Genomic DNA, 23,277 nt, shown 5'->3' with positions numbered 1-23,277 from the left:
CAGTGCCGCCGCGGCGCAAAAAGGCGGCAACCGGAACCGGCTGCCGCCCTCCTGCCCGCAGAAGAAAAGTTCAGGCCTGCAGGATCACCTTAAGCGCGTTCGTTTCGGCGGCCCGGGAGAAGGTGTCGTACGCCGTGAGGATGTCGGCCAGCGAGTAGCGGTGGCTGATGAACTCCTCGGCCGGCAGCTTCCCCTCGGCAATCAACTTCAGGAGCATGGACAGGGTATTCGTGTTGACCAGGCCCATGCTGATGTTGATGTTCTCGATCCACAGCCGGTCCAGCTCCAGGCTCACGGGCGTCCCGTGCACCCCCACGTTGGCCACGTTGCCGCCGGGCCGCACGATACTGGTGCACATCTCGAACGTGGCAGGGATGCCCACGGCCTCCACGGCGACGTCCACGCCCCAGCCATCCGTCAGGTCCATGATCTGTTCCCGCCAGTTCTTATCCCCGGAGTTCACTCCGTGGGTGGCACCGAATTTTCGGGCCTGCTCCACCCGGTTGGCGTCCAGGTCCACGGCGATGATTTTCGCGGCACCGTACAGTCCCGAGGTCGCAATCACGGCCAGCCCCACGGGTCCTGCGCCGACCACTGCGACGACGTCGCCCGGCTGGACCTGCCCGTACTGCACACCCATTTCAAACCCGGTGGGAAAGATGTCACTGAGCAGGACACCATGCTCCTGGGAGACGTTTTCCGGCAGCCGGTACATGGACGTGTCCGCGTAGGGCACACGGACGTACTCGGCCTGTGTCCCGTCGATCAGGTGTCCGAAGATCCAGCCGATGCCGGACTGCCCTTCCTCTCCGGTGCAGTGCGAATAGAGCCCGTCCTTGCAGAAACTGCAGGAGCCGTCCGCCGAGACGCAGGACAGGATCACTTTGTCGCCGGTCTTGAAGGCATTCACGCCGGAGCCGGTCTCCGTAACGGTGCCAACCCCCTCATGACCAAGGATCCGGCCCGGTGTAACGGCCGGAACGTCGCCTTTGAGGATATGCAGGTCGGTGCCGCAGATGGTGGTGGTATCTATCTTGACGATGGCATCCCGCGGGTCTTGGATCTGAGGGTCCGGAACGTCCTTCCAGGACTTCTGGCCGGGGCCTTCATAAACGAGTGCTTTCATAGTGTCCTCGCCTGCTCATCCGACTTACGTGCAGGACCTCTGATGCGCCTGCGTTTCGGGAGCTTCCCTGAGCGGGCCTGTTTCGGGGCCGCCGTCGGATGCTTTCAAGCCTAGGTCCCGCCCGTGGCTGTCCGGAAGAAGCGGCGGGCTATCGGCCCTCCACATAGAGCCATTGGCCTCGTTCACGAACAAAACTGCTTCTTTCCTGCTGTGTACCGCGTTGACCGTCCTCCCGGTAGTGGGCACGGAATTCAACCGTTCCGGTGTTGTCCAGGGGGCCGCCGCCGGAGGTGGAAAGGATATCCAGCCGCCGCCATTCGATCCCTGCGTCCAGTTCGAGGTTGGCGGGGCGGTGGTCCGGATGCCACGTGGCCAGCAGGTAGGGGACGTTGCCGGTGGCGAAGGCGCTGTACCGCGAGCGCATCAGCGCCTCTGCGGTGGGGGCGGTAGCGGCTCCGGAGTGGAAGCGTCCGCAGCAGTTCCCGTAGGTTTCCCCGCTGAGGCAGGGGCACCGGCTTTCATCGGTGACAGCGGTGGACGGGACGGGTGTAGAGGTACTCATCGCTCCAGTATCCCGCGACTGGTCCGGTTACGGCCCGAAGCTGTCCTGCAGCCGCTCCAGGTTCTGCCCGATCTCCCCTGGAATGACGCCTCCATCCGGCAGCGCCCCCACGCGCCCGAGCATCAGGACCACCGCTGCCGTCAGCACGGCCATCACCAGGACGGCAAGCAGGGCTCGTCCGGCGAAGGACTGCCGCGGTTCGGCGAGCACCTGTACACGCGGCGTCGGCTCGGACAACGGCACTGCGGCTACCGTCCCTACGGTGGGCGGGACACTCGGCGGAGACGTGATCTGCCCGGACAGGGCAGGCAGGTCCATGGGCGGGGGAACCGAAGGCAGGGGCGCCGAGGGATGCCGGCCCAGGGCCTCGCCGCCATCGGTCCCGTCCGCTTCCCTTGGGGCAACGACGACTTCCCTTGGGGCAACGACGGCGCCGGCTCCCCCGGCGGCGTTGTTGTCTTTCACGGAGGCAACATCCGCCTGAGTTGCCGGTCCGCTCCACGGGTCCCAGTCCGGTGCGGCGGGAGCCCGGTCGGCGGGAGCCCGGTCGGCGGGAGCCCGGTCAGCGGGAACCTGCGGCACCGCTGGTCCGCCCAGACCCGAGGCCAGCTGCGGCACCCGTCCCGGCTGCACCGTCCCTTCCGCCCAGCGGTAGTCCAACAGGGTCGCGGAGACTTCAGCCGCCGTCGGCCTCAGGTCCGGGTCCCGGCTGGTCATGGCGGAAAGCAGGCCGCGCCAATGGCTTTCCAACGACTCTGGAACCGCGGGGTCGCGGCTGAGGCGGGCGACCGCCGCCTCGATAGCGCTGCCGTTAAACTCCACCCTTCCCGTGACGGCTTCAAGCAGCACCAGGCCAAGGGAGTAAATATCGCTTGCCGGTTCTGCCCCCAGTCCGGATGCCTGTTCCGGGCTGAGGTAGTTGGCGGTGCCGAGGGTGGCACCGGCTGCAGTGATCCGGGCGCCGCCCAGAATCCGGGCGATACCGAAATCCGTCAGCTTGGCCCGCGGCGATGTCCCCGCTACAGCCGGCGGCAGCAGGATGTTTGCCGGCTTTACGTCACGGTGGACCACACCCCTGTCATGGATATAGGCCAGGGCTCCCGCCAGCTCGGCCCCAATGAAGGGGACATCCGCAGACAGGACGGCACCCTCGCGCAGGCGCTTGCGCAGGTCCGGCCCGTCAACCAGCTCCATGACCAGATAGGTCCGAGGCTCCCCCGCTTTGCCGTTCCCTTCGCCGGGATCGGCGTCGTCCTTGCCCGCATCGAACAGGGTGACCAGGCCCGGATGCGAAAGTGAAGCGAGGAGGCGCATCTCGTTTTCCTGCCGCCCGATGTCGTCCGGAGCCACGGCACTGGCGCGGAAGAGCTTCACCGCAATGTCGCGGCCGAGCGCTTCATCCTGGCCTCGATAGACGGTGGCCATGCCCCCGCGTCCAATTGGTTCGATGAGTCGGTATCGGCCTGCGATGAGCCTGTCGAGGCCACCCGTTGCGCTGGTTTCCATCCTGCAACCTTCTCTCGCCGCTAATAGCGTAGCTGAGCAGAATCGCTGCGTAGATGGCCCGTAAGCACTTTTCTTTTACTCTGTTTTACCCCTCGTGGAAGCCCGCCTGCTGCGCTAAACTAGCCCGCCGCGAAAGGTCCGCGGCGGGCCGGTCTGCTGGCGCTCGTCCGGATGTTTCCGTACCGCTACAGCGCCTTGGCGATGTTGTCCCACAGCTGCTGGATGCCCAGCGCAATGAACAGCAGCGCCGTGAAACCAAGGGCGAGGTTGGTATGGAGTTTGTTGGCCCATTGCTTGGGAATGCGGCGGCCGTTGAGCAGGCCGAGCAGGGTCACCGCAAGGAAGGGCATAAACAGTGAACCCAGCACACCGTAGACCAGGATCAGGCCGATGGGTTGTCCAAGCTGGAACAGGATCATCGGCGGGAACGTCAGCCAGAGGACGTAGAAGCGGAAGTACTTTCCGCCGATACGCGTGTCGGGATGGCCGGATTCCTTGCCGCGGATGTTCCCCCAGAAATCGGCGAACATCAGCGAGACGCCGTTCCACACCCCGATGATCGAGGAGAAGGACGCGGCCCAGAACCCGATCAGGAATCCGGTGCCGACCACGTCTCCGTATTCCACCTTCAGCACGTCGTACAGATCCAGCAGGCCGGCGTCGCCGCTGGAAAGGGACACTCCTGCGGAACGGACCACTTCTGCGCCGACAATGAGCATCGCCACCACGAAAATGCCCGTCATCACGTAAGCCATGGAATTGTCGATGCGCATGACCCGCATCCATTTGGGGGTGTACCAGCCCTTTTCCCGCAGCCAATACCCGTACGCCGCCAAGGTGATGGTTCCACCCACACCGCCGGCGAGTGCCAGCGTGTAGAACACTCCGCCCTCGGGGATCATCGGAACCAGTCCGGCGAACATCGCCGGAATATTCGGCACGGCAATCACGGCCAGACCCACCACCGTGACGAACATCAGCCCCACCAGCACTGCGGTGATTTTCTCGAAGGTCGCGTATCGGCCGAACCAGACCATGACGAAACCGGCCAGTCCCATCAGGACCGCCCACGCAGTCAGCGGGAGGGCGGGAAAAACGGCGGCCAGCGGCAACGCGGCGGAGGACATGGCGGTGGCTCCATAGATGAAGCCCCAGATCATGATGTACGGGCCGAAGTACCAGGTGGTCCATTTACCCAGTGACCGCCAGCCCTCGAAGATGGTCAGGCCGGTTGCAAGGGTGAAACGCCCGGCACCCTCCACCAGGATGATTTTCAGGACGACGCCGAGGATCACCGCCCAGAGCAACGCGTACCCGTAGCGGGACCCGGCAACGAGGGTGGCCACCATATCGGCGGCGCCGACGCCGGTAGCAGCCACCACGAGCCCGGGACCGACCACCTTCCATTTGGCGGGTGCGCCGCCGTCGTCGTCCACTGCATCGGAGTGGTTTACGGGCCTCTTGGGAGGGGTGTCAGCAGACATGGCTGGTTCCTAACCTTGGGTGCGCGTGTGGCCGGAGCTTACCCTATGGTGCACGTCACTCCGAGCCCGGTTATCTTCGCATCCAGGCAGGGGCACACGGAATTCGGCGAGTCATCCTGCGTTAGATTGCTCACGTGTCCTCGGCCGCCCGCGGGGGCGGCAATGGACGGCCAGCGAAAGAATCCGGCGGGCAAAACAAAAGCAGGACGGGAATTAATCCCGTCCTGCTCCTGATTCAAGCCGGCCCGTGAAACGGACCTAATGTCTTATTAGACAGCCTGGATGTTAACCGCCTGCGGACCCTTGGGGCCCTGCTCGGTGTCGAAAGTGACCTTCTGGTTCTCTTCGAGAGACCGGTAGCCACTGGAGTTGATAGCGGAGTAGTGGGCGAAAACATCGGCGCTGCCGTCATCGGGCTCGATGAATCCGAAGCCCTTTTCAGCGTTGAACCATTTCACGGTACCTGTTGCCATTTTTAATCATCCTTCTGAACGAAACCTGCCCCGACCTTCGGGGAGTTTCACGTTGCCGTGCCTTCCATGCAAAATACAGAAAAAGCGGCTGGCCCTAGATCTGGGTTTCGCCGCTTGAACGTACAAATTGCACAACACTGCAACAACAAAAGTATACCGCGCACCCCGTGGAGAGTCACCCCTCCGCAAGCCCCTAGGCTTGAAGTATGGACTCCCCGATCGAGAACTACCTACGCAGGATCCACGCCGAGATAGCCGGATTGAAAGACGGCACCCCGTACCGCGGCATTCCGGCCATGGCCAATGTGGACCCGGATTGCTTCGGGATTGCTCTCGCCACCGCTGACGGCTTTGTCTATGAGGTTGGGGATACCCGCGAGGAGTTCAGCATCCAGTCCATCTCCAAGCCCTTCACCTACGCCCTGGCCCTCGCAGACCTGGGCATGGATGCGGTGGACGAGAAGGTGGACGTGGAACCGTCCGGGGACTCCTTCAACGAAATCTCCCTGGCCGAAGGTACCGGCCGCCCGGCCAACGCGATGATCAATGCCGGCGCCCTGACCGCCACCTCCCTGGTCAAAGGATCCGGCGGCAGGTCCCGGTTCAAGCGCATCCTGGATACCTATTCGGCCTTCGCCGGCCGTGACCTCGACGTGAGCCAGCGAATTTACGCCTCCGAGCTGAGGTCCGGCCACCGCAACACCGCACTGGCCTATCTGCTGCGTTCCTTCGGAATTATCGAGTCCGATCCCGCCCCGATTATCAAGGACTACTTCCGGCAGTGCTCGGTCATGGTCAACACCCGCGACCTGGCCCTGATGGCCGCCACCCTGGCCAACAGCGGCCGCCATCCCCTCTCCGGAGAAGAAGTCCTGGACCTGGCCTCGGTGGAACGCGTCCTTTCGGTGATGACCACCTGCGGCATGTACGACGACGCGGGATCCTGGATCAGCAGCGTAGGCATGCCCGCTAAGTCCGGGGTGGCCGGCGGTATCCTTGCCGTCCTCCCCGGTCAGGTGGGCCTGGCCGTCTTTTCCCCTCCCCTGGACGCCCACGGCAACAGCGTGCGCGGGGTGGCGGTCAGCCAGCGGCTCTCCCACGACCTGGGCCTCCACTTTGTCCGGGCTGCACGGACCGGCCGCTCCGCCATCCGCGCCATCTATGACATCACCTCCACCCCCTCCGGCATCCGGCGCACGGACGAGGCCGCGGAGATCCTGGCCCAGCACGGCCATCGGGTACAGGTCATCGAGCTCAACGGCGACCTCCTCTTCGCCGGGGCCGAGTCCATGGTCCGGGCCCTCACCGAGTTGCCCGACGACGTCGAACTCGTCATTGCCGACCTGCGCAGCGTGGATGAAGTGTCCGACGTCGCTATCCGGCTGATTGCCGAGGCGGAAGACATGCTCCGCCGTGCCGGGCGGGAACTGGCCCTGGTGGATGTTGAGGGTTCGGTTACGACCGCACTGCAGGAACTGGACCGGAAGACGGCATCCTTCACCATGCGTTCCGCCGCCATCGAGTGGTGCGAAAACAGGCTGCTGGAGGGCTACGGCACCGAGCTTGTCCTGCCGGACCGCATCGACCCCGCCGACTCCCCGGCGCTCAGCCCGCTGGACCCCGAAGAAGCGCAGCTGCTGCAGCAGCTGATGGAGGACCGGGCGTACGACGACGGCGACGTGGTCCGGCGCGTGGGGCAGCGCTTCGGGGGTGTGTTCTTCATCGTTTCCGGGCACATCACTACGTCAATGCCCGGTCCGGACGGCAGCAGGGTCAAACTCGCCACACTGGGTCCGGGCATGACCTTCGGTGAAATGGCGATGGGCGAGGACAAACGCCAGGAAACCACCGTCAAGGCGGCGGGACCGGTGAAGGTCAAGGTGCTGACTGCCGACTCGATTGACGAGCTGGCTGAAAAGGATCCGGTGCTGAGCATGAACCTGTGGAAGGCCCTGACCCAGGACGCGTACAGCCGGGTTGAACAGTACCTGCGCGAGGCAGCCGTCCGGATTCACGACTGAGGGCGCTGCGGCGGACCGCTCCAGCTCTAGTTGCTCCAGCTCTAGTTGCTCCGGCGCCTCCCGGTCCGGCACCCGTTCCCGCTCCTGAGCCCGGAACGGCGGCAACGAAATTCCTTGCTCGCAGAGCTCGCAGGAATATTAAAGCCGCCTAACCCGGGCGCCTGCACGGGTGGGCTTGTCGGAACCTTCGCTGCCGGCAACCTCCCGCAGTCTTGGACGGAAACGTGCCGGACGGCACCCGACCGCTACTGAACCCCACACACGTTGGTTAGGAAGGCTTCTTCCGCGCCCGGATTCCCTCCGGTTTGTCCGGATCCCTGCAGTCTGTGGCAATCCCTGCGCCGCGCAGCGCGGGAATCCGGACAAACTGCAGGGAAACACCCAAACTGCAGGGAAACGCCCAAACTGCAGGGAACCGCTGCCGCGGGGTTGGCAGACATCGGCAGACCGTAGGCACGGCCCCAGACCTACACGATAGCTGCGGCCCAGGTCCTTCGAACCCCGGCCTGGCCCCGGCGCCTTTTCCGGTTTGTCCGATTCCCTCCACTTTTGGGAAAATCCCCACGGTTTGGGAAAATCCCCACACTACGCAGTGCAGTAATTGGCACAAACCGTAGGTTTTTTCCCAACCCGCAGGGGAAATCCGCCTTCCGACGAGCTGCAGGGCGGCAGCCTGGCCCGGCAGACAACGGCAGACACGGCAGCAGCGCCTGGACCACGAACCGGTCCGGCATGGACCGTTGCCCGCGACAGACCCGTCCCGAGCACGCCGGTTAAACACAAGAGCAGGACGGGAGATCCCGTCCTGCTCTATGTAGTATCGGCGCTAAGCGGCCGTTACAAAGTCTCTAAGAATATTAGAGGGCCTGGATGTTCGAGGCCTGCGGGCCCTTGGGGCCCTGCTCGGTGTCGAAGCTAACCTTCTGGTTCTCGTCCAGCGACTTGTAGCCGTTGGAGTTGATCGCGGAGTAGTGAGCGAAGACGTCGGCGCTGCCGTCGTCGGGCTCAATGAAGCCGAAGCCCTTTTCGGAGTTGAACCATTTCACGGTACCTGTAGCCATTTTTTTAATTCCTTCTGCATTCGAAACACATCCCGACTTTCGGGCGGTTTCAGTCGCGGTGTTCCTTTACCGCTTCTACAGAAAAAGCAGCTAGACCAATTGGGTTTCGCCACTTGAAATACAAAATGCGCAACACAACAACTGCGTTTCAGCCTACACGAGGTTTGCCCGGACGCCTAATCCACTCCCCCGCACCCCCCGATTACCTGATCAGGCCCTTGCTGCGGGCCTCAGCGATCCAGGCTGGATACTCGTCGAGCATGGCGTCGAACAGGGCTACGTCGGAAAGCTGGTCGGTGTCCCCCACCGCCTTGTAGTCGGCGTTGTCCATGAACCGTTCTTCGAGGTCATCGAGTTTCTGCAGGAAAGCCATCTCCTCGCGGCCGATGGACAGGAACTTCCAGAAGATCGGCGTTGTACTGACCTCGGTCAGCGCCTTGACTGCCGCCGCCTTGCTGTCAGGAGCGCCGTCCGTCAGGAAGAGGGCGTAGACGGGCTGGTCGGCGGGCACTGTGCCTGCTGCCGGCTCCACCTTCTTCGGGCCGCCGAACAGCCCCTTCCGCGTAGGCGTCTTCAGAGCCGGCGGAAACCCGAAGTGGTCACGGACGGCAAGGAAGGCCGCTGCGTAGTTAGTGGTACCCATCCGCCGCTTACCGATCAGGCGGGAGACGCCGTCGCTGAAATCGTCGAGGCTGATTTCACCCAGGTGAGCCGCACCGCTGTCGAAGACGAAGAAGTCGATGGCGCCGTCGTCGTCGAACTGGGTGGCCAAGGCCAGGACCTTCTCCGCCAGCCGCTGCATGGCACCGGACTTGTACTGCGAGTGCATGGAGCCGGAAAAGTCCAGGACAAGCGCGACTTTGGCGGTCTGACCGTTCAGGCCGGACATGTCCACGGCAGCTGAGGCGTTCTTCGCGAGGCTGAGGAGGGAAGGAGCCTTCTCGGCAACCTTGTCGAGTGAAAGGGGCATCGTGGTCCTTTAGGTGAGTGTGGCGCCCGTCTCGGGGCAGGTACGCAGAAGCCTACCCGGACACGGAACACCTACTCCGGGAGCACCAGTTCCCGTGGAATCCGGGATTGGTTAGGGACCCGGGTCAGCAGCAGCGGATCAATGCGCTCGCCCCGGCGCAGGATGCTGACCTCGCCCGTAGGTTCCAGAATCGCCACGGCCACTTCGGTCAGGTTCCGAATGCCGGACTGCCTCAGCTTGAAGAACAGCTCCTCCTCCAGGATGTGCGCCTTACGCAATCCCTCCTGCACCACCTCGCTTCCGGCCATCAGGAGGATCGGCCGGCTGGTGAGGTAGGCTCCGTGCCGGCTCCGGCGAAGGTAGCCCTCCACCCGCAGCATCCCGAACATCGTGGCCAATCCGATGACGCCGGCCGCAAGGGTCGGCGTGTAGCCGAGGACCACCCGGCCAAGCACAGCACCCAGGGCAATAACGATGGCGCGGTCCAGCGTGGACCAGCTGGCCAGTGCGCGCTGCCCAAAGCCGCGGACCAGCAGCGAGAAGGCTGCGTAAATGCCGAGGGCACTCACGACAACCCAAAGAGCTTCGGACGGGGTGATGCCGAGGTTGTGCCACACGGTGCATCTCCTTGGTTACCGGGCTGGACCTGCCGGGACTACCAAAGATGTTAATGGCGGACGCGTGCCGATCACAGGGGTCGAGGGTCGGCGGGGAGCTCAGGCGAAAACGGAGGCTCCTGTGTGGGCTGCTGCCATTTCCCGCTGGGTCGGCGTCAGGCGCTGCAGCGTACCCGTGGCGCCGTCGACAAAGGCCAGCGTGGTTTCCGCCCGGACACAGGCCTGCCCAGTCACCGGGTCATGGATCACGTACGAGAGTGTCAGGCTGGCGCCCTTTACCGCGCTGATCCAGACGTCGACGTCGGCCGGAATGTTCCGGTACGTCAGTTCCGCTACGTACCGGACCCGGTGTTCCACGACGAGGGACTGGGTGCCGGGCGGAACATCGCTGAACAGCGGAACGGCGGGCTTGTCCCCCGGCCCTCCCGTTCCGCCGGGAGGGCCGAAGGCATGCACTCGTGCTTCCTCGAGCATCCGGACGATCTCAACATTGTTGATATGCCCGTACGCATCCATGTCCCCCCAGCGCATGCCGACGGAACAGGAGATGACGTGGGGGTTAGAACTCATCCTTCATATCTAGCACAGCAGCCGCAGGCCGCTGTGGATGAGGCATGGTTCAGGCGCGGACCGGCAGCGCCGCATCCGCGAGCAGCCGGAAGGAGCGGAGCCGCGATTCCAGCGTGGCGGTCTGCGTGGCAACGATCAGTTCATCGGCCTGCGCATGTCCGGTGAACCAGTCGAGGTAGTCGCGGACTTCCTCGGGGTTGCCGACGGCCGAGTAGCGGCCCATCTGCTTGACCTGCTGTCCGCCCGGCGACTGAAGGATGGCATCCGCCTCTTCATCGGTGAAGGTGCGGTCCCGGCCGAAGAGCTGGGTCACCCGGCGGCGCTGCGAATCGGCGAACATCTGCTGCGCTTCTTCGGTGGTCTCGGCGGCCACCACGTTCACGCCGGCAATCACGTACGGCTCGGCCAGCTGGGCCGAGGGCTTGAAGTCGCGGCGGTAGATGGTCACTGCGTCCTGCAGTGCCTGCGGGGCGAAGTGCGAGGCAAAGGAGTACGGCAGTCCCAGCGCGGCCGCCAGCTTGGCGCCGAAGAGGGAGGAGCCGAGGATGTACAGCGGCACGTTCGTGCCGGCTCCCGGCGTCGCGTTGATGCCCGGAATGAGGGTGTTGCCGCTCAGGTATCCCTGCAGTTCCTGGACATCCTGCGGGAAGCTGTCCGAGGACATGTGGTCCCGGCGCAGCGCGTGCAGCGTCTTCTGGTCCGTGCCGGGAGCCCGGCCGAGGCCGAGGTCAATCCGGCCCGGGAACAGCGTTTCCAGGGTGCCGAACTGCTCCGCAATGGTCAGCGGGGCGTGGTTGGGCAGCATAACGCCGCCGGCGCCGAGCCGAATGCTCCGGGTGTGCGCGGCGATGTAGCCGATCAGCACGCTGGTGGCGGAGGAGGCAATGGTGGGCATGTTGTGGTGCTCTGCGTACCAGATGCGGGTGTAACCCAGCTTTTCCGCTTCCTGGGCCAGCGCCAGCGAAGACGCAAAGGAATCACGTGCGGTCTCGCCCTCATCGATGATGGCGAGATCGAGAATTGAGAGCGGAACACTCATAGGGGGACTTGCCTTTCAGTTGCTTGCGCGCCGGGCCTTTTTGTCCGGGCACGCTAGTTGCAACGGCGACGGCGCCCGGGTTATTTCATCACCGGGTGCACAGCCAGCGGCTAGTTTGGATGGTGTGAGCATCCATATCGGAACATCGGGCTGGGCCTACAACCACTGGCGCAACGTGCTGTACCCCAAGGGCGTGCCGGCCCGGGTATGGCTGGAAAAGTATGCGAGTGAATTCGAAACCGTCGAGTTTAACGGCAGCTTTTACCGCTGGCCCCGCGAGGAGGCGTTCGCCGCCTACCGGGACCGACTGCCGGAAGGGTACGTCTTTTCGGTCAAGGCTCCCCGGGGACTCACCCACGGGCGGAAGCTGCGGGATCCGGATGAGTGGATCGGCCGGATCGAGCGCTGTTTCGCCGCGCTGGGAGACCGCAGCGGTGTGTTCCTTCTTCAGCTTTCCCCGGATATGGAGCGCGACGACGACCGCCTGGACTACATCCTGGCGAAACTCCCCGACAACATCAGGGTGGCGGTGGAGTTCCGGCACGACAGCTGGAATGACGAAGAGGTCTTCCAGCTGCTGGAACGCCACGGCGCCGCCTACACCGTAATGAGCGGGGCGCACCTGCCGTGCACCCTGCGCGCAACCGCCCCGTTTGTGTACGTCCGGTTGCACGGACCGAACCCTGAGCAGCTCTACGTCGATTCCTACACCGAGGAAGACCTGCAGTGGTGGGCGGCCCGGATCCGCGAGTGGGACGCCGCGGGCAAGGACGTTTATGCGTACTTCAACAACGACCTCGGTGGGCATGCGGTCCGGAACGCCTGGCGGCTGCGGGAACTTACATCTATGTGATTCCTGACATACTTGGACGCCGTACTCCTCACACGCACCTAGTGAACGGCAACTAAGCAATGACAGATCAGACGTACAAAGTGATCGCCATGACGATCTATATGCTCGCCATGCTGGCGATCGGCTGGTGGGCCTACCGCAAGACCAACAGCCTGGACGACTACATGCTCGCGGGACGGGACTTGAAGCCCGGCGTCGCCGCCCTCAGCGCAGGCGCCTCCGACATGTCCGGCTGGCTGCTGATGGGCCTGCCGGGCGCCATCTATGTTTCGGGATTGGTGGAAGGCTGGATTGCCGTCGGCCTGACCGTCGGGGCCTGGCTGAACTGGAAGTTCGTGGCACCCCGCCTCCGCGCCTACACGATGGTCGCCAACAATTCGATCACGGTGCCCAGTTTCCTGGAGAACCGGCTTCGGGACCGTTCACGGCTTCTACGGGTGGTATCGGGCCTGATCATCCTGGTCTTCTTCACCTTCTACGTCTCCTCCGGCATGGTCGCCGGCGGCGTCTTCTTCGAAAGCTCCTTCGGCTCAAGCTATGTGACCGGCATGCTGATCGTCGCCGTCGTCACCATTGCCTACACGCTCTTCGGCGGATTCCTCGCGGCCAGCTACACCGACGTGGTGCAGGGCCTGATGATGGTGGCCGCCCTGGTGCTGGTTCCCGTGGTCGGCCTGGTTAATGTGGGCGGTTTCGGCGGCATGACCGATTCCCTCCGCGAGGTGAATCCGGACATGCTGGACCCGATTGCCGGCGGCACGGCGCTGGGCATCATTTCCGCACTCGCCTGGGGGCTGGGCTACTTCGGCCAGCCGCACATCATTGTCCGCTTCATGGCGCTGCGCTCCCCCGCCGATGCGAAAGCCGGCCGCCGGATCGGCGTCGGCTGGATGCTGTTCAGCGTGGTCGGCGCCATCCTCACGGCGCTGGTAGGCGTGGCGTACTTCCAGCAGAACAACCTGACCCTCGACGAACCCGAAGCGGTTTTCCTGAGCCTGGCGCAGATCTTCTTCCACCCGCTGGTGGCCGGCTTTGTCCTGGCCGCCGTGCTGGCTGCGATCATGAGCACCATTTCCTCCCAGCTGATCGTGACGTCGTCGGCGCTGGTCGAAGACCTGTACCGGATTGCGCTTCGCCGCGAGGCCTCCCCTCGGTCCCTGGTGATGCTCGGCCGGCTTGGCGTCCTGGTGGTCTCCGTGATCTCCATCCTGATTGCGCTGGGCCGCAATGACACCATTCTTGACCTGGTGGGCTTCGCCTGGGCCGGATTCGGCGCTTCCTTCGGACCGACCATCCTGCTGGCACTGTTCTGGCGGCGGCTGAGTACTGCGGGCGCGCTGACGGGCATGATTGCCGGCGCCCTCACGGCCTACATCTGGGGCAGCGTGGATGCGCTCTCGGGAACCCTGTACGAGATTGTTCCCGGCTTCATCATCAACGTGGCCCTCACCGTGGTGGTCAGCCTGCTGACCCACAAACCCTCGCCGGAGGTTGACGCCGAATTCAACGACGCCGTCCGGCTCGCGAAGGAACCGGCACAGGAACCCGAGCCGTCAGCAGTCAGCTAGGAACCCCGGACCCGTAAGGCCCGTGCGCCTTACGGGTCCGTCAGATTCCCAATGACTTCAGAGTGCCCTGCAGGGTCTCGGCCGAGGCCATGAGCTTCCCGGTCTCGGCCTCGTCCAGCGGCATTTCGAGCATCTTGTAGACCCCGTTGTGGCCCACGATGGAGGGGAGGGACAGCGCAACACCGCTGATCCCGTACTCCCCGTCCAGCGTGGCCGCAACGGGCAGGACTGCGTTTTCGGCATTCAGCACCGCCTCGATAATCCGCACTCCGGCCAGTCCGATCGCGTAGTTCGTTGCTCCCTTGCCCTCGATCACCTTGTAGGCGGCGTTGACGACGTCGTCCGTGGCGGCGGCAAGGAACTCATCGGTGAAAACCTGCCGCCCGCTGATTTCCCATTCCCGGATGGGCACCGGGCCGATGGTCGCGTTGGACCAGACAGGGAACTCGCTGTCGCCGTGTTCACCGATGATGGTGGCGTGCACGCTGGTCATCAGTACGTGCGCTTCGCGGGCCAGCAGCAGCCGCAGCCGAGAGGTGTCCAGGACCGTTCCGGAGGAAAACATCCGGTTGCGCGGCAGGCCGGCGATTTTCTGTGCGGCAACGGCGAGGACGTCGGCCGGGTTGGTGACCATGATGTAGACGGCGTCCGGCGCCTGTTCCATCAGCTGGGGCATCAGCTTCTCCAGGATCCGCACGTTGGCGCCGGCCAGGTCCAGCCGGCTCTGGCCCGGCTGCTGGCGTGCTCCGGCGGTGATGGCTATAACGTCCGCCCCGGCCAGGTCCTCGATATTGCCTCCGCCGGTGACCGTGTTGGCGCCGGTGAACTGGGTGCCGTGGGCCAGGTCCAGACCTTCGGCCTCGGCCCGGACGGCGTCGATGTCGTAGATCGCAATCTGGCGGGCAGTGTCCCGGATGATCGCTGCGTATGCCATGGACGTGCCGACACTTCCGGCTCCCACGATTCCAAGTTTTGTGACGGGTCGGGTGGTGATATTGGCCATCTTGAAGCCTCGCTCACAGTAGGAAGGAACCCCTCTTGAACTATAGGCTCGGGGCTCACCCGAACGGAACGGGCGGGACTCCCCTCCCCCTGAGCAGGGGGTAAGCCGGTCTCACCGCCCGGCTGCATACCCCTGCGCTCCCCGCGGATTCGCTGCTGCCTGCAGGAGGCCCGAATCCGGCTCCCGGACCACAGAGGACAACCGCCCCAGTGCCCAGTCCCCGGCCCGGGTCACCACATGGCCCCGGGATTCCAGCTCGGCAATCACGTCCTCCCCCAGCCGGTCTTCGACCACCGCGCCGCCGGGTGTCCAGGTGCGCGGCCAGAAAGAACCGGGAATGGACGTGGTGTGCAGGGCGGGGGCGTCAATGGCCTGCTGCGGGGTGTACCCGCCGACGATCGTGCGCAGCAGGTACAGCAGCTGCCACTGATCCTGCTGGTCCCCGCCGGGCGAACCCAGGGCAACCACCGGTTTGCCGTCCTTCAGCACCAGCGTGGGGGTCAGAGTGGTGCGCGGCCGTTTCCCCGGCGCCAAAGTGGACGGCGCGCCCTCTTCCAGCCAGGTCATCTGCAGCCGCGAGCCCAGGCAGAAACCGAGTTCCGGGATGGTCGGGGAGGACTGCAGCCAGCCTCCCGACGGGGTGGCGGAAACCATGTTCCCCCACCGGTCCGCGACATCGATGTGGCAGGTATCCCCGCGGGTCTCGCCGGTGGGCATCACTGTCGGTTCGCCGACGCCGGCAAAACCGGCGCTGCCCGCTCCCGCCAGGGCCGGCGGCAGGTACTCCGTGCGCAGCGGCGGCACGAAGGGCGTGTATCCCGGCACCGTACCGGGGCGGAATTCAGCGGAGGCGGTGTCGGTGATCAGAGCGCGGCGCCCGGCCGCGTATTCCTCGCTCAGCAGGTAGTCCAGGGGCACCTGAGCGTCACCGTAGTATGCCTCGCGGTCCGCGATGGCCAGCTTCTGGGCTTCCAGGATGGTGTGTGCGCCCAGCGCCGTGGACGGGTCCAGACGGTCGTCGTCGAAGCCGGCGAGGATGGCCAGGGTCTGCAGCAATGCAGGCCCCTGCCCCCAGGCTCCGGTCTTGGCAATGGTGTAGCCGCGGAAGTCGAACGTGACAGCCGGTTCAAACCCCGCTTCGAAGGCCGCGAAGTCTGCGGCAGCAATGACGCCGGCGTGGTCGGCGCCTGAGGAGTGGCGGTGCGGCGCGGCCGCGAAATCCGCCGCTGCCTGCGCCACGAAACCCTCGCGCCATTCACGCCGGGCGGCGTCTATCCGTTCTTCCCGGCTTCCGGCGCCGGAACCGGCGTCGACCAGCCGGTCCAGCACACTGGCATAGGCCTCGTTGCGGATGATGTCGCCCTCACGCGGAACGCGCCCCTCCGGCATCCACTGGGCCGCCGAGGTGGGCCAGTGGTCGGTGAACAGCTCCGCCACGGATTCGATGGTGGCTCCGACCCGGGCCAGGACGGGATGACCGTTGCGGGCGTAGTCCACGGCGAAGGCCAGAACGTCTGTCAGTTCCCAGCTGCCGTGCTCCCGCAGCAGCAACAGCCACGCGTCGACGGCGGCGGGGACGGCTGCGGCGAGGGCACCGGCGCCGGGCACCAGTTCCAGGCCTTCGGCGAGGTAGTGCTCCCGGGTGGCTGCGGCGGGCGCCGGTCCCTGGCCCATCAGCACCACCGGTTCGCCGGGGTTCTCCGCCGTCGCGAAAACACCGGTCATGTCCCCGCCCGGACCGTTCAGGTGCGGTTCCACAACGTGCAGCACAAAGCCGCCGGCTACTGCGGCGTCGAAGGCGTTTCCTCCGCGCTCCAGGACGGCCTGGGCTGACGCCGTAGCCAACCAGTGCGTAGACGCACTCATCCCGAAGGTGCCCTGCAGGGTGGGCCGGGTGGTGAAGGAATCCGGGGCGGTGTAGGTCATGGGGCATCTTTCGGGAGACAACAGGTTAGGCGAATCCTTGCATCACGCGATTTTGAATACAATCGGACCTTCCGCCACGTTCGTATACGGACGGCTGCCTAAGGAGACATTCCGCCAGTGAAGCGACTGAACGCCGTACCGACCGAACGGGTGCATTTATGGCTGATGCTGGCCCTGACTTTCTCCACCGGGGTAGTGGACGCCGTCGGTTATCTGGGCCTTGACCGGGTCTTCACCGGAAATATGACAGGCAACGTGGTGTTGCTGGGCATGGCCTTCGCCGGCGGTGCCGACCTGCCGATCCTGCGTCCGGTCCTGGCGCTTCTCTTCTTTATGCTGGGCGCCGCCCTTGCCGGCCGGATGCTGCGCAAGGGCCCGGAGGGCTGGTCCGGGCGGACCACGCTGTCACTGATGGTGGTCGCCGGTGTCATTACCGCACTGGCCGTCCTCACGGCGGTGGTGGACGTGCAGGCCAGTTCCCTTTTGGGCAGCATCACGACGTCGGCTCTCGCCATAGCCATGGGCATCCAGGCCGCGACCGCCAAGCGGTTGAAGGTCGCGGAAATAACCACAGTGGTGGTGACCTCAACCATTACGGGGCTTGCCTCGGACTCGCGTCTGGCCGGCGGGGACAGCAAGCACTGGGTCCGCCGTGCCCTCGCGATTGCCCTGATTATGCTTGGAGCCGTAGCCGGCGCTGCTGCCCTGAATGTCGGGCTCTGGCTGGGATTGACTATCTCAGCCGTCATCTCGATTGCTGTGGCCGTGACCGGTTACGTCCGCCACCACCGCGAACGCAACGGCGCAGGAGTCTCGGCAGGCTGAGCCGGGACCCCCGAAGGTCATTTCCTCTCCGGTTCAGGGCCTGTGGATGCCTTCCGGGGGTTACCAGCCGGGAACCCGGCCTTAGGCTTGAAGGAACGCTTGATCCAGCGCTTCCCCGGTTTGACCGGTGTTCCGGTTCGGCAGGGAAGCTCCATCCGTTGAGCCCGCTTCCGGCTCGACGCGGAGGCCCCTATGGACAGCTTTACTCCCAGCACAGATCCCGTCCTCAACAGCGTTGCCCTGTCCGCCCTCGTGGCGCTGCTTCCACTGCTGACCTTTTTCTTCCTGCTGGCCTTCGCCAAGACGCGGGCGTACGTGGCCGGAGCGTGGGCTCTGCTGGTGGCCCTCGCCGTCGGCGTCTTCGGTTTCGGCATGCCTATTGGACTCGCCCTGCTCTCCGCCACGCAGGGGGCGGCTTTCGGCTTGTTCCCGGTGGTCTGGATCATCGTGATGGCCGTCTGGCTGTACCAGGTGACGGTGCTCAGCGGCCGGTTCGAGGACCTGAGAAGGGTCTTCGACGCGATCGGCGGCGGAGACCTGAGGGTGCAGGCCATCCTGGTGGCCTTCTGTTTCGGCGGCCTGCTGGAAGCCCTGGCCGGGTTCGGAGCCCCGGTGGCCATCACCGTGACCATGCTGCTGGCCCTGGGCATCGCTCCCATCCGCGCGGCCACCGCCGTGCTGGTGGCCAACACCGCCCCGGTGGCGTTCGGTGCCCTGGCCATCCCCATTACCACCGCCGCCAACCTCACCGGCTACACCGGAGATGAAATCGGTGCCGTGGTGGGCCGGCAGACACCGGTGCTGGCCCTGTTTGTACCGCTGATCCTGCTGTTCATCCTGGACGGACGCCGCGGCCTGCGGGACTGCTGGCCCATAGCCCTGTTCACCGGCGTCGTTTTCTCCATCTTCCAGTTCCTCTGCTCAAACTATTTCTCCTACGAACTGACCGACATTGTGGCCTCCCTCGTGGCGCTGCTGGCCGCCGTGGGGTTCCTGCGCTTCTGGCATCCGCGCAACGGAGGCGAAGCCGGCCAGCGGATGAAAGCGGAACTGGCCGAAGCGCGGGCGGGCGGCTGGACGCCGGCCGGCACCGGCACGGCATCGGACGTGCTGACCGCGGCGGATGACACCGCCGAGGACCGGCTCACCCCGTCCCGGGCGTGGATGGCGCTGTTCCCGTATGTGGCGGTCATTGTCATTTTCGGCTTTGTGAACCTCTGGACGCTGGGCGTCGACGTGCCCGAAGCACTCGCGAAGACCAACATCGAGATCCCCTGGCCGGTGCTGCACGAAGCCCTGCTGGACAGCAACGGCCAGACCCAGTCCTCCACCGTCTACAACTTCGACTGGCTGATCAGCCCCGGTACCTTGCTGCTGATCACCGGTCTGATTGTTGCCCTGATCTACTCCCGCTTCAATGAAAACGGCCGGTATCCGCTGAGCATGGGCGCGGCGGTGCGGGAAATCTGGACGACGGCGGTGCGGATGCGTTCCGCCGCGCTGACCATCCTTGGTGTGCTGGCCCTGGCGTACGTGATGAACTTTTCCGGACAGACGGTATCAATCGGTACGTGGCTCGCGGCGACCGGCAGCTTCTTTGCCTTCCTCTCCCCCGTGCTCGGCTGGATCGGCACGGCAGTGACCGGTTCGGATACCTCCGCGAACGCGCTCTTTGCCAAGCTGCAGCAGACGGCCGGTATTGAAGCCGGCCTGGATCCGCAGCTGATGGTCGCCGCCAACACCGGCGGCGGTGTCATGGGCAAGCTGATCAGCCCGCAGAACCTGGCCATCGGCGCGGCCGCGGTCAATATGAGCGGGCAGGAATCGGTGCTGCTTCGCAAGGTGATCGGCTGGAGCGTGCTGCTGCTGCTCGCCCTGTGCATTCTGGTCTATCTGCAGTCCACCCCCGTCCTGGAGTGGATGCTGCCGTAGCTCCGGGGTCCTTCAAGGAACCGGACGGTTCCAGCTCCGGAGCGGAACCATGGACACCGGTTTCCGCGGTCGCTAGGGTAACGCGCATGACTCCGGACTCCGCTGAAACGCCTTCCGCCCCCGCGCAACTACTCACAGATTTTTCGCTCGAGATGACCGGCAAGGACATTGGCGCGCTCCGGGAAGCGCAGCCTTCCATTCCCTCGGGGACGCGGATCAACGTCACGTTCCTGGGTAATGAGGACCTGCCGATGCGCGTCGCCGCTGCTGCTGCCGTGCGGGCAGGCGGGTTCGTTCCCGTTCCGCACATTTCCGCGCGGCGGCTGGAATCCCGGGAAGACCTCGGCAAGTTCCTGGTGGCGCTCGAGGAAGCGGACGCAACGCGTGAGCTTTTTGTGGTCGGCGGAGACCCGGTTTCTCCGCTGGGCCCCTTTCCGGACGCATTGTCCGTGATCCGCAGCGGACTGCTGCCCGGGCACGGTGTCCGGGCCGTGAGCATCAGCGGCTATCCCGAAGGTCATCCGGACATTGATACCGACACCCTCTGGACCGCTTTGGAAGACAAGATCCAGGCGCTGGACCAGAGCGGTTTGGAGGCTTCGATCACCACCCAGTTCGGCTTCGACGTGGCTCCTGTCCTTGGCTGGCTTGAGGAACTCCGCAGCCGCGGCGTGAGTGCACCGGTCCGGATCGGAGTCCCCGGACCCGCCGGTGTGAAGCGCCTCCTCGGTTACGCCCGCCGGTTCGGGGTTGCCTCGTCGGCTGGGATCGCCCATAAGTATGGGTTTTCCCTGACCAATCTGCTGGGCACGGCAGGCCCGGACCGGTTCATCCAGGACCTGGCCGAGGCTCTGTCACCCGCAATCCACGGCGATGTCCGGCTGCATTTCTACACCTTCGGCGGGATCAAGACCACGGCGGATTGGGTACACGCGTACCGCAGCTGAATTCACCCGGACCGTGGCAGGAGCTCTTCCAGATTAGGTTCCTCCTCGATCAGGCCTCGGTCGAGCGAGATGCGCATGACCTCCTCCAGCGAATCCTGGTTGATCTCGCCGTAGTACCTGGGCAGGGTCAACTCCTCGATAACGTCGGGTTCCAGCGAGGTGTAGGTCGGCAGGACGGCGCGTACCTCGTCAGGATTCGAATCTGCATATTCCAGGGATGCCGTCATCGCACGGACAAACTTCTCCATGGTCTCCGGGTTCTCCTGCGCGTACTGGTCCGAGGTGAAATAAACGGCCACGGTGAGGTCCTTGATGGGCTCCGCGTAGTTTGAGAACACCGGAACGGCCCCCTGTGCCTCGGTGATGGTCACAAAGGGTTCCACTGCGGCAATGGCGTCCACGTTGCCGCCGTCGAGCTGTGCCGGCATGTCGGGAAACTGCATCTCGACAAACTCGATGCTCTCGTAGTCACCGCCGGCCTGCTTCACCGCTTCCGACATGGTGGAGTCTGAAATGTTGTTCAGCGTATTCACGCCCACCCTCTTGCCGGCCAGGTCCGCGATCTCCTCGATCCCGCTGCCGGGAAGCGTCATCACCGACGCGAAATCCGCATCGACATCGCCGGTGGTGCTGGCGCCCGGGGCCACCATCTGGAGCGGCAGACCCTTGGACTTGCCCACGATCATGGAGGTTACGTTGGAGAAGCCGAACGCCATCTGCCCCGAGGTGACCGCCGGGACAATCGCCGCGCCGCCCTGGGCAAGCGTCAGGGTCAGTTCCAGGCCTTCGTCCTCGAAGAAGCCCTGCTCCACCCCCAGATAGATCGGCGCCACATCCACAATGGGGATGACCCCCACTTCTATGGACACCAGGTCCCCGCTGGTTTCGGTTTCGTTTTCGGTTTCGGACGACGGCGAACCTTCGCTGCATCCCATAAGGACCAATAGGCCCGCCGCCAGGACCGCAGCAACACCGGTTTTCCTCATCATGCCCTCCAGTTTTCACTAGCCGGAGGCAAGCCAAGTCCCGGCTGCCCTGTCGGTAGCTGCACCCTAGCCGCGTTTAGCCCGCTCGGCCAGCGAGGTGTCCGGCGGCCCGCTGGAGCCCCGGCGCCCGGGGCTCCGGCACCGGGCTCCTCCGTGACGGCCCTCGACAGCACTCGAAGATGGCCCTAGGGTCGGGTCAATCCGTGCTGCTTCTCCGCCGGTGGGCCAGGGACGATTCCGTGGTCCGCGGGCGGAGGCGCCGCATCCGGAGAAGAAGCGTTCCAATATCCCAGCGAAGAAGAGGTTCAACGTGGCACCTAAGAATCTGCAGGACGTCCTGGACTCAAGCGGAAATGTTGTGGATCGACTCCGCAATTCCCAGATCGGGGCGTACATCTATCCCGTTGTGGCGCCGGAGTTCAGCAACTGGCGCAGTGAACAGCGGGCCTGGCGCGAGACTGCCGTGCTCTTTGACCAGTCCCACCATATGGATAACTTGTTCATCAAGGGCCCTGACGCCCTGAAGCTGATCTCCGACACCGCGGTCAACAGTGTGGCGAATTTTCCGGTCAACAAGGCGAAACAGTACGTTCCCACCGGCCCGTCAGGCCACGTGATCGGTGACGGCATCCTCTTCCACGAGGACGACGACGAATACATCTACGTGGGACGGGCACCCGCGGCCAACTGGCTGCTTTTCAACGCCGAAACCGGGGACTATGACCTCGACGTCCAGATCGACCGGCGCTCCCCCTCACGGCCGATGGGCCGTCCGGTATCCCGACGCTACTGGCGGTTCCAGATCCAGGGTCCCAACGCCTGGCAGATTATCGAGAAGCTGAACGGCTCCTCGGTGGAGCAGCTGAAATTCTTCAACATGGACCATATGACAATTGCCGGCGAACGGGTCCGGACGCTTCGCCACGGGATGGCCGGAGCTCCGGGGCTGGAGATCTGGGGCAACTACGGGTCCTATGAGAAAGTCCGGGACACCATCATGGACGCCGGCGCGGAGTTCGGGATGGCCGCCGTCGGCGCCCGCGCCTATCCGTCCAATACGCTCGAGTCCGGCTGGATCCCCTCTCCGCTGCCGGCCATTTACACGGGTGAAGAGCTGCGGCCGTATCGGGAGTGGCTCGGAGCGGACAGCTACGAAGCTTCCAACGCCATTGCAGGCAGCTTTGTCAGCCCGAACATCGAGGACTACTACCTGACCCCGTGGGAACTGGGCTACGGGTCCTTCGTGAAGTTCGACCACGACTTCATTGGCCGGGAGGCCCTGGAACAGATGGACCCGTCGGCACAGCGCCGCAAGGTGACGCTGGATTGGAACGCCGAAGACCTGGGGAAGATCCTGGCCTCGCCCTTGGGCACGGAGGAACCCTACAAGCACTTTGACCTGCCCCTGGCCAACTACGGATCCTCCAACTACGACTCAGTCATCGATGCGGACGGGAACGTCGTGGGCCTCTCCATGTTCACCGGGTACTCGGCTAACGAGCGCCGCGGCCTCTCGCTGGCAACGGTCGATCCGTCGGTGCCCCTGGGTGCCGAACTCCGGGTGGTGTGGGGCGAGCCCGACGGCGGCAGCGCCAAGACAACGGTGGAACCGCACCGGCAGCTTGATGTGCGTGCAACCGTGAGCCCGGTCCCGTTCTCCGAAACGGTCCGGAAGGAGTACAAGGGCGGCTGGCGAACGGGGAACAGCCCGGCCTGACCGGGGCCGCGCCGGGCGCTGCAGGTGCCGGGGACCTTACGGGACCCGCCGCAGCGCCCGGCGGGCCGGCAGTGCCGTCCAACACCACCGG

At 64.7% G+C, this 23,277-nt stretch carries 20 protein-coding genes; 7 read left to right on the top strand and 13 right to left on the bottom strand.

Translation table 11 applies throughout. From position 1 onward, the window contains the following. Positions 1 to 70 precede the first annotated feature (70 nt). The 5 genes from N2K99_RS03950 to N2K99_RS03930 all read right to left on the bottom strand — a co-directional run bounded on the left by N2K99_RS03950 (position 71) and on the right by N2K99_RS03930 (position 5,151). On the bottom strand, positions 71 to 1,126 hold the full coding sequence (locus N2K99_RS03950) for a zinc-dependent alcohol dehydrogenase family protein (RefSeq protein WP_227933962.1): 1,056 nt from the start codon (positions 1,124 to 1,126) through the stop codon (positions 71 to 73). Between the two features lie 148 nt (positions 1,127 to 1,274). Next, positions 1,275 to 1,688, bottom strand: a complete 414-nt coding sequence (locus N2K99_RS03945) for a YchJ family protein (protein WP_227933961.1) — start codon at positions 1,686 to 1,688, stop codon at positions 1,275 to 1,277. Between the two features lie 27 nt (positions 1,689 to 1,715). Beyond that, positions 1,716 to 3,194 (bottom strand): serine/threonine-protein kinase, encoded by a 1,479-nt coding sequence (locus N2K99_RS03940; protein WP_227933960.1) that lies wholly within the window; start codon positions 3,192 to 3,194, stop codon positions 1,716 to 1,718. 185 nt (positions 3,195 to 3,379) lie between these two features. Further along, the gene (locus N2K99_RS03935; RefSeq protein WP_227923502.1) at positions 3,380 to 4,678 is read right to left on the bottom strand and encodes an Nramp family divalent metal transporter; all 1,299 of its coding nucleotides are present in this window, start codon (positions 4,676 to 4,678) and stop codon (positions 3,380 to 3,382) included. A gap of 269 nt (positions 4,679 to 4,947) precedes the next feature. Further along, positions 4,948 to 5,151, bottom strand: a complete 204-nt coding sequence (locus N2K99_RS03930) for a cold-shock protein (protein ID WP_146362590.1) — start codon at positions 5,149 to 5,151, stop codon at positions 4,948 to 4,950. Positions 5,152 to 5,357: 206 nt separating this feature from the next. Here N2K99_RS03930 and glsA point away from each other — a divergent pair, with 206 nt between their 5' ends. Then, positions 5,358 to 7,172: a glutaminase A gene (glsA, locus tag N2K99_RS03925; RefSeq protein ID WP_227933959.1), complete on the top strand. Its 1,815-nt coding sequence runs from the start codon at positions 5,358 to 5,360 to the stop codon at positions 7,170 to 7,172. An 857-nt stretch (positions 7,173 to 8,029) separates the two neighbouring features. Here glsA and N2K99_RS03920 read toward each other — a convergent pair. The 5 genes from N2K99_RS03920 to N2K99_RS03900 form a co-directional block, all read right to left on the bottom strand. Then, positions 8,030 to 8,233, bottom strand: coding sequence for a cold-shock protein (locus N2K99_RS03920; RefSeq protein ID WP_146362594.1), 204 nt, complete (start codon positions 8,231 to 8,233; stop codon positions 8,030 to 8,032). 202 nt (positions 8,234 to 8,435) lie between these two features. After that, positions 8,436 to 9,203 (bottom strand): VWA domain-containing protein, encoded by a 768-nt coding sequence (locus N2K99_RS03915; RefSeq protein WP_227923497.1) that lies wholly within the window; start codon positions 9,201 to 9,203, stop codon positions 8,436 to 8,438. 71 nt (positions 9,204 to 9,274) lie between these two features. Next, positions 9,275 to 9,820: a DUF421 domain-containing protein gene (locus N2K99_RS03910; protein ID WP_227923495.1), complete on the bottom strand. Its 546-nt coding sequence runs from the start codon at positions 9,818 to 9,820 to the stop codon at positions 9,275 to 9,277. A gap of 99 nt (positions 9,821 to 9,919) precedes the next feature. Next, the gene (locus N2K99_RS03905; protein WP_227933958.1) at positions 9,920 to 10,390 is read right to left on the bottom strand and encodes a thioesterase family protein; all 471 of its coding nucleotides are present in this window, start codon (positions 10,388 to 10,390) and stop codon (positions 9,920 to 9,922) included. A 49-nt stretch (positions 10,391 to 10,439) separates the two neighbouring features. Then, complete coding sequence (locus tag N2K99_RS03900) at positions 10,440 to 11,429, bottom strand: LLM class flavin-dependent oxidoreductase (RefSeq protein ID WP_227933957.1); 990 nt, start codon at positions 11,427 to 11,429, stop codon at positions 10,440 to 10,442. A 124-nt stretch (positions 11,430 to 11,553) separates the two neighbouring features. Here N2K99_RS03900 and N2K99_RS03895 point away from each other — a divergent pair, with 124 nt between their 5' ends. Beyond that, positions 11,554 to 12,282, top strand: a complete 729-nt coding sequence (locus N2K99_RS03895; protein WP_227933956.1) for a DUF72 domain-containing protein — start codon at positions 11,554 to 11,556, stop codon at positions 12,280 to 12,282. 59 nt (positions 12,283 to 12,341) lie between these two features. Continuing rightward, complete coding sequence (gene putP, locus N2K99_RS03890) at positions 12,342 to 13,850, top strand: sodium/proline symporter PutP (RefSeq protein ID WP_227933955.1); 1,509 nt, start codon at positions 12,342 to 12,344, stop codon at positions 13,848 to 13,850. A gap of 40 nt (positions 13,851 to 13,890) precedes the next feature. Here the strand turns inward: putP and N2K99_RS03885 are convergent, their stop codons facing one another. After that, positions 13,891 to 14,853 (bottom strand): L-lactate dehydrogenase, encoded by a 963-nt coding sequence (locus N2K99_RS03885; RefSeq protein ID WP_227923481.1) that lies wholly within the window; start codon positions 14,851 to 14,853, stop codon positions 13,891 to 13,893. A 111-nt stretch (positions 14,854 to 14,964) separates the two neighbouring features. Continuing rightward, complete coding sequence (locus N2K99_RS03880) at positions 14,965 to 16,779, bottom strand: gamma-glutamyltransferase family protein (protein WP_227933954.1); 1,815 nt, start codon at positions 16,777 to 16,779, stop codon at positions 14,965 to 14,967. A gap of 117 nt (positions 16,780 to 16,896) precedes the next feature. Between N2K99_RS03880 and N2K99_RS03875 the strand changes: the two genes are divergently transcribed. The 3 genes from N2K99_RS03875 (at position 16,897) to N2K99_RS03865 (ending at position 20,483) form a co-directional block, all read left to right on the top strand. After that, complete coding sequence (locus tag N2K99_RS03875; RefSeq protein WP_227933953.1) at positions 16,897 to 17,604, top strand: YoaK family protein; 708 nt, start codon at positions 16,897 to 16,899, stop codon at positions 17,602 to 17,604. A 192-nt stretch (positions 17,605 to 17,796) separates the two neighbouring features. Continuing rightward, positions 17,797 to 19,536 carry an L-lactate permease gene (locus N2K99_RS03870; protein ID WP_227933952.1) on the top strand — a complete coding sequence of 580 codons (1,740 nt, stop codon included), beginning with the start codon at positions 17,797 to 17,799 and terminating at the stop codon, positions 19,534 to 19,536. An 86-nt stretch (positions 19,537 to 19,622) separates the two neighbouring features. Beyond that, entirely contained in the window at positions 19,623 to 20,483 is an 861-nt protein-coding gene (locus N2K99_RS03865; protein WP_227933951.1) for a methylenetetrahydrofolate reductase, read from the top strand. Between the two features lie 2 nt (positions 20,484 to 20,485). Here the strand turns inward: N2K99_RS03865 and N2K99_RS03860 are convergent, their stop codons facing one another. Continuing rightward, entirely contained in the window at positions 20,486 to 21,472 is a 987-nt protein-coding gene (locus N2K99_RS03860; RefSeq protein WP_227933950.1) for an ABC transporter substrate-binding protein, read from the bottom strand. 307 nt (positions 21,473 to 21,779) lie between these two features. On the opposite strand from N2K99_RS03860, the gene N2K99_RS03855 reads away from it, so the two are divergent. Next, entirely contained in the window at positions 21,780 to 23,186 is a 1,407-nt protein-coding gene (locus N2K99_RS03855) for an aminomethyl transferase family protein (RefSeq protein WP_227933949.1), read from the top strand. Positions 23,187 to 23,277: the final 91 nt, after the last annotated feature.

Origin of the sequence: Arthrobacter sp. zg-Y1110, assembly GCF_025244865.1 — a bacterium.
Lineage (GTDB): Bacteria > Actinomycetota > Actinomycetes > Actinomycetales > Micrococcaceae > Arthrobacter_B.
The sequence above is the reverse complement of the archived record's forward strand: the minus strand, read 5'-3'. Positions and strand labels throughout refer to the sequence as shown.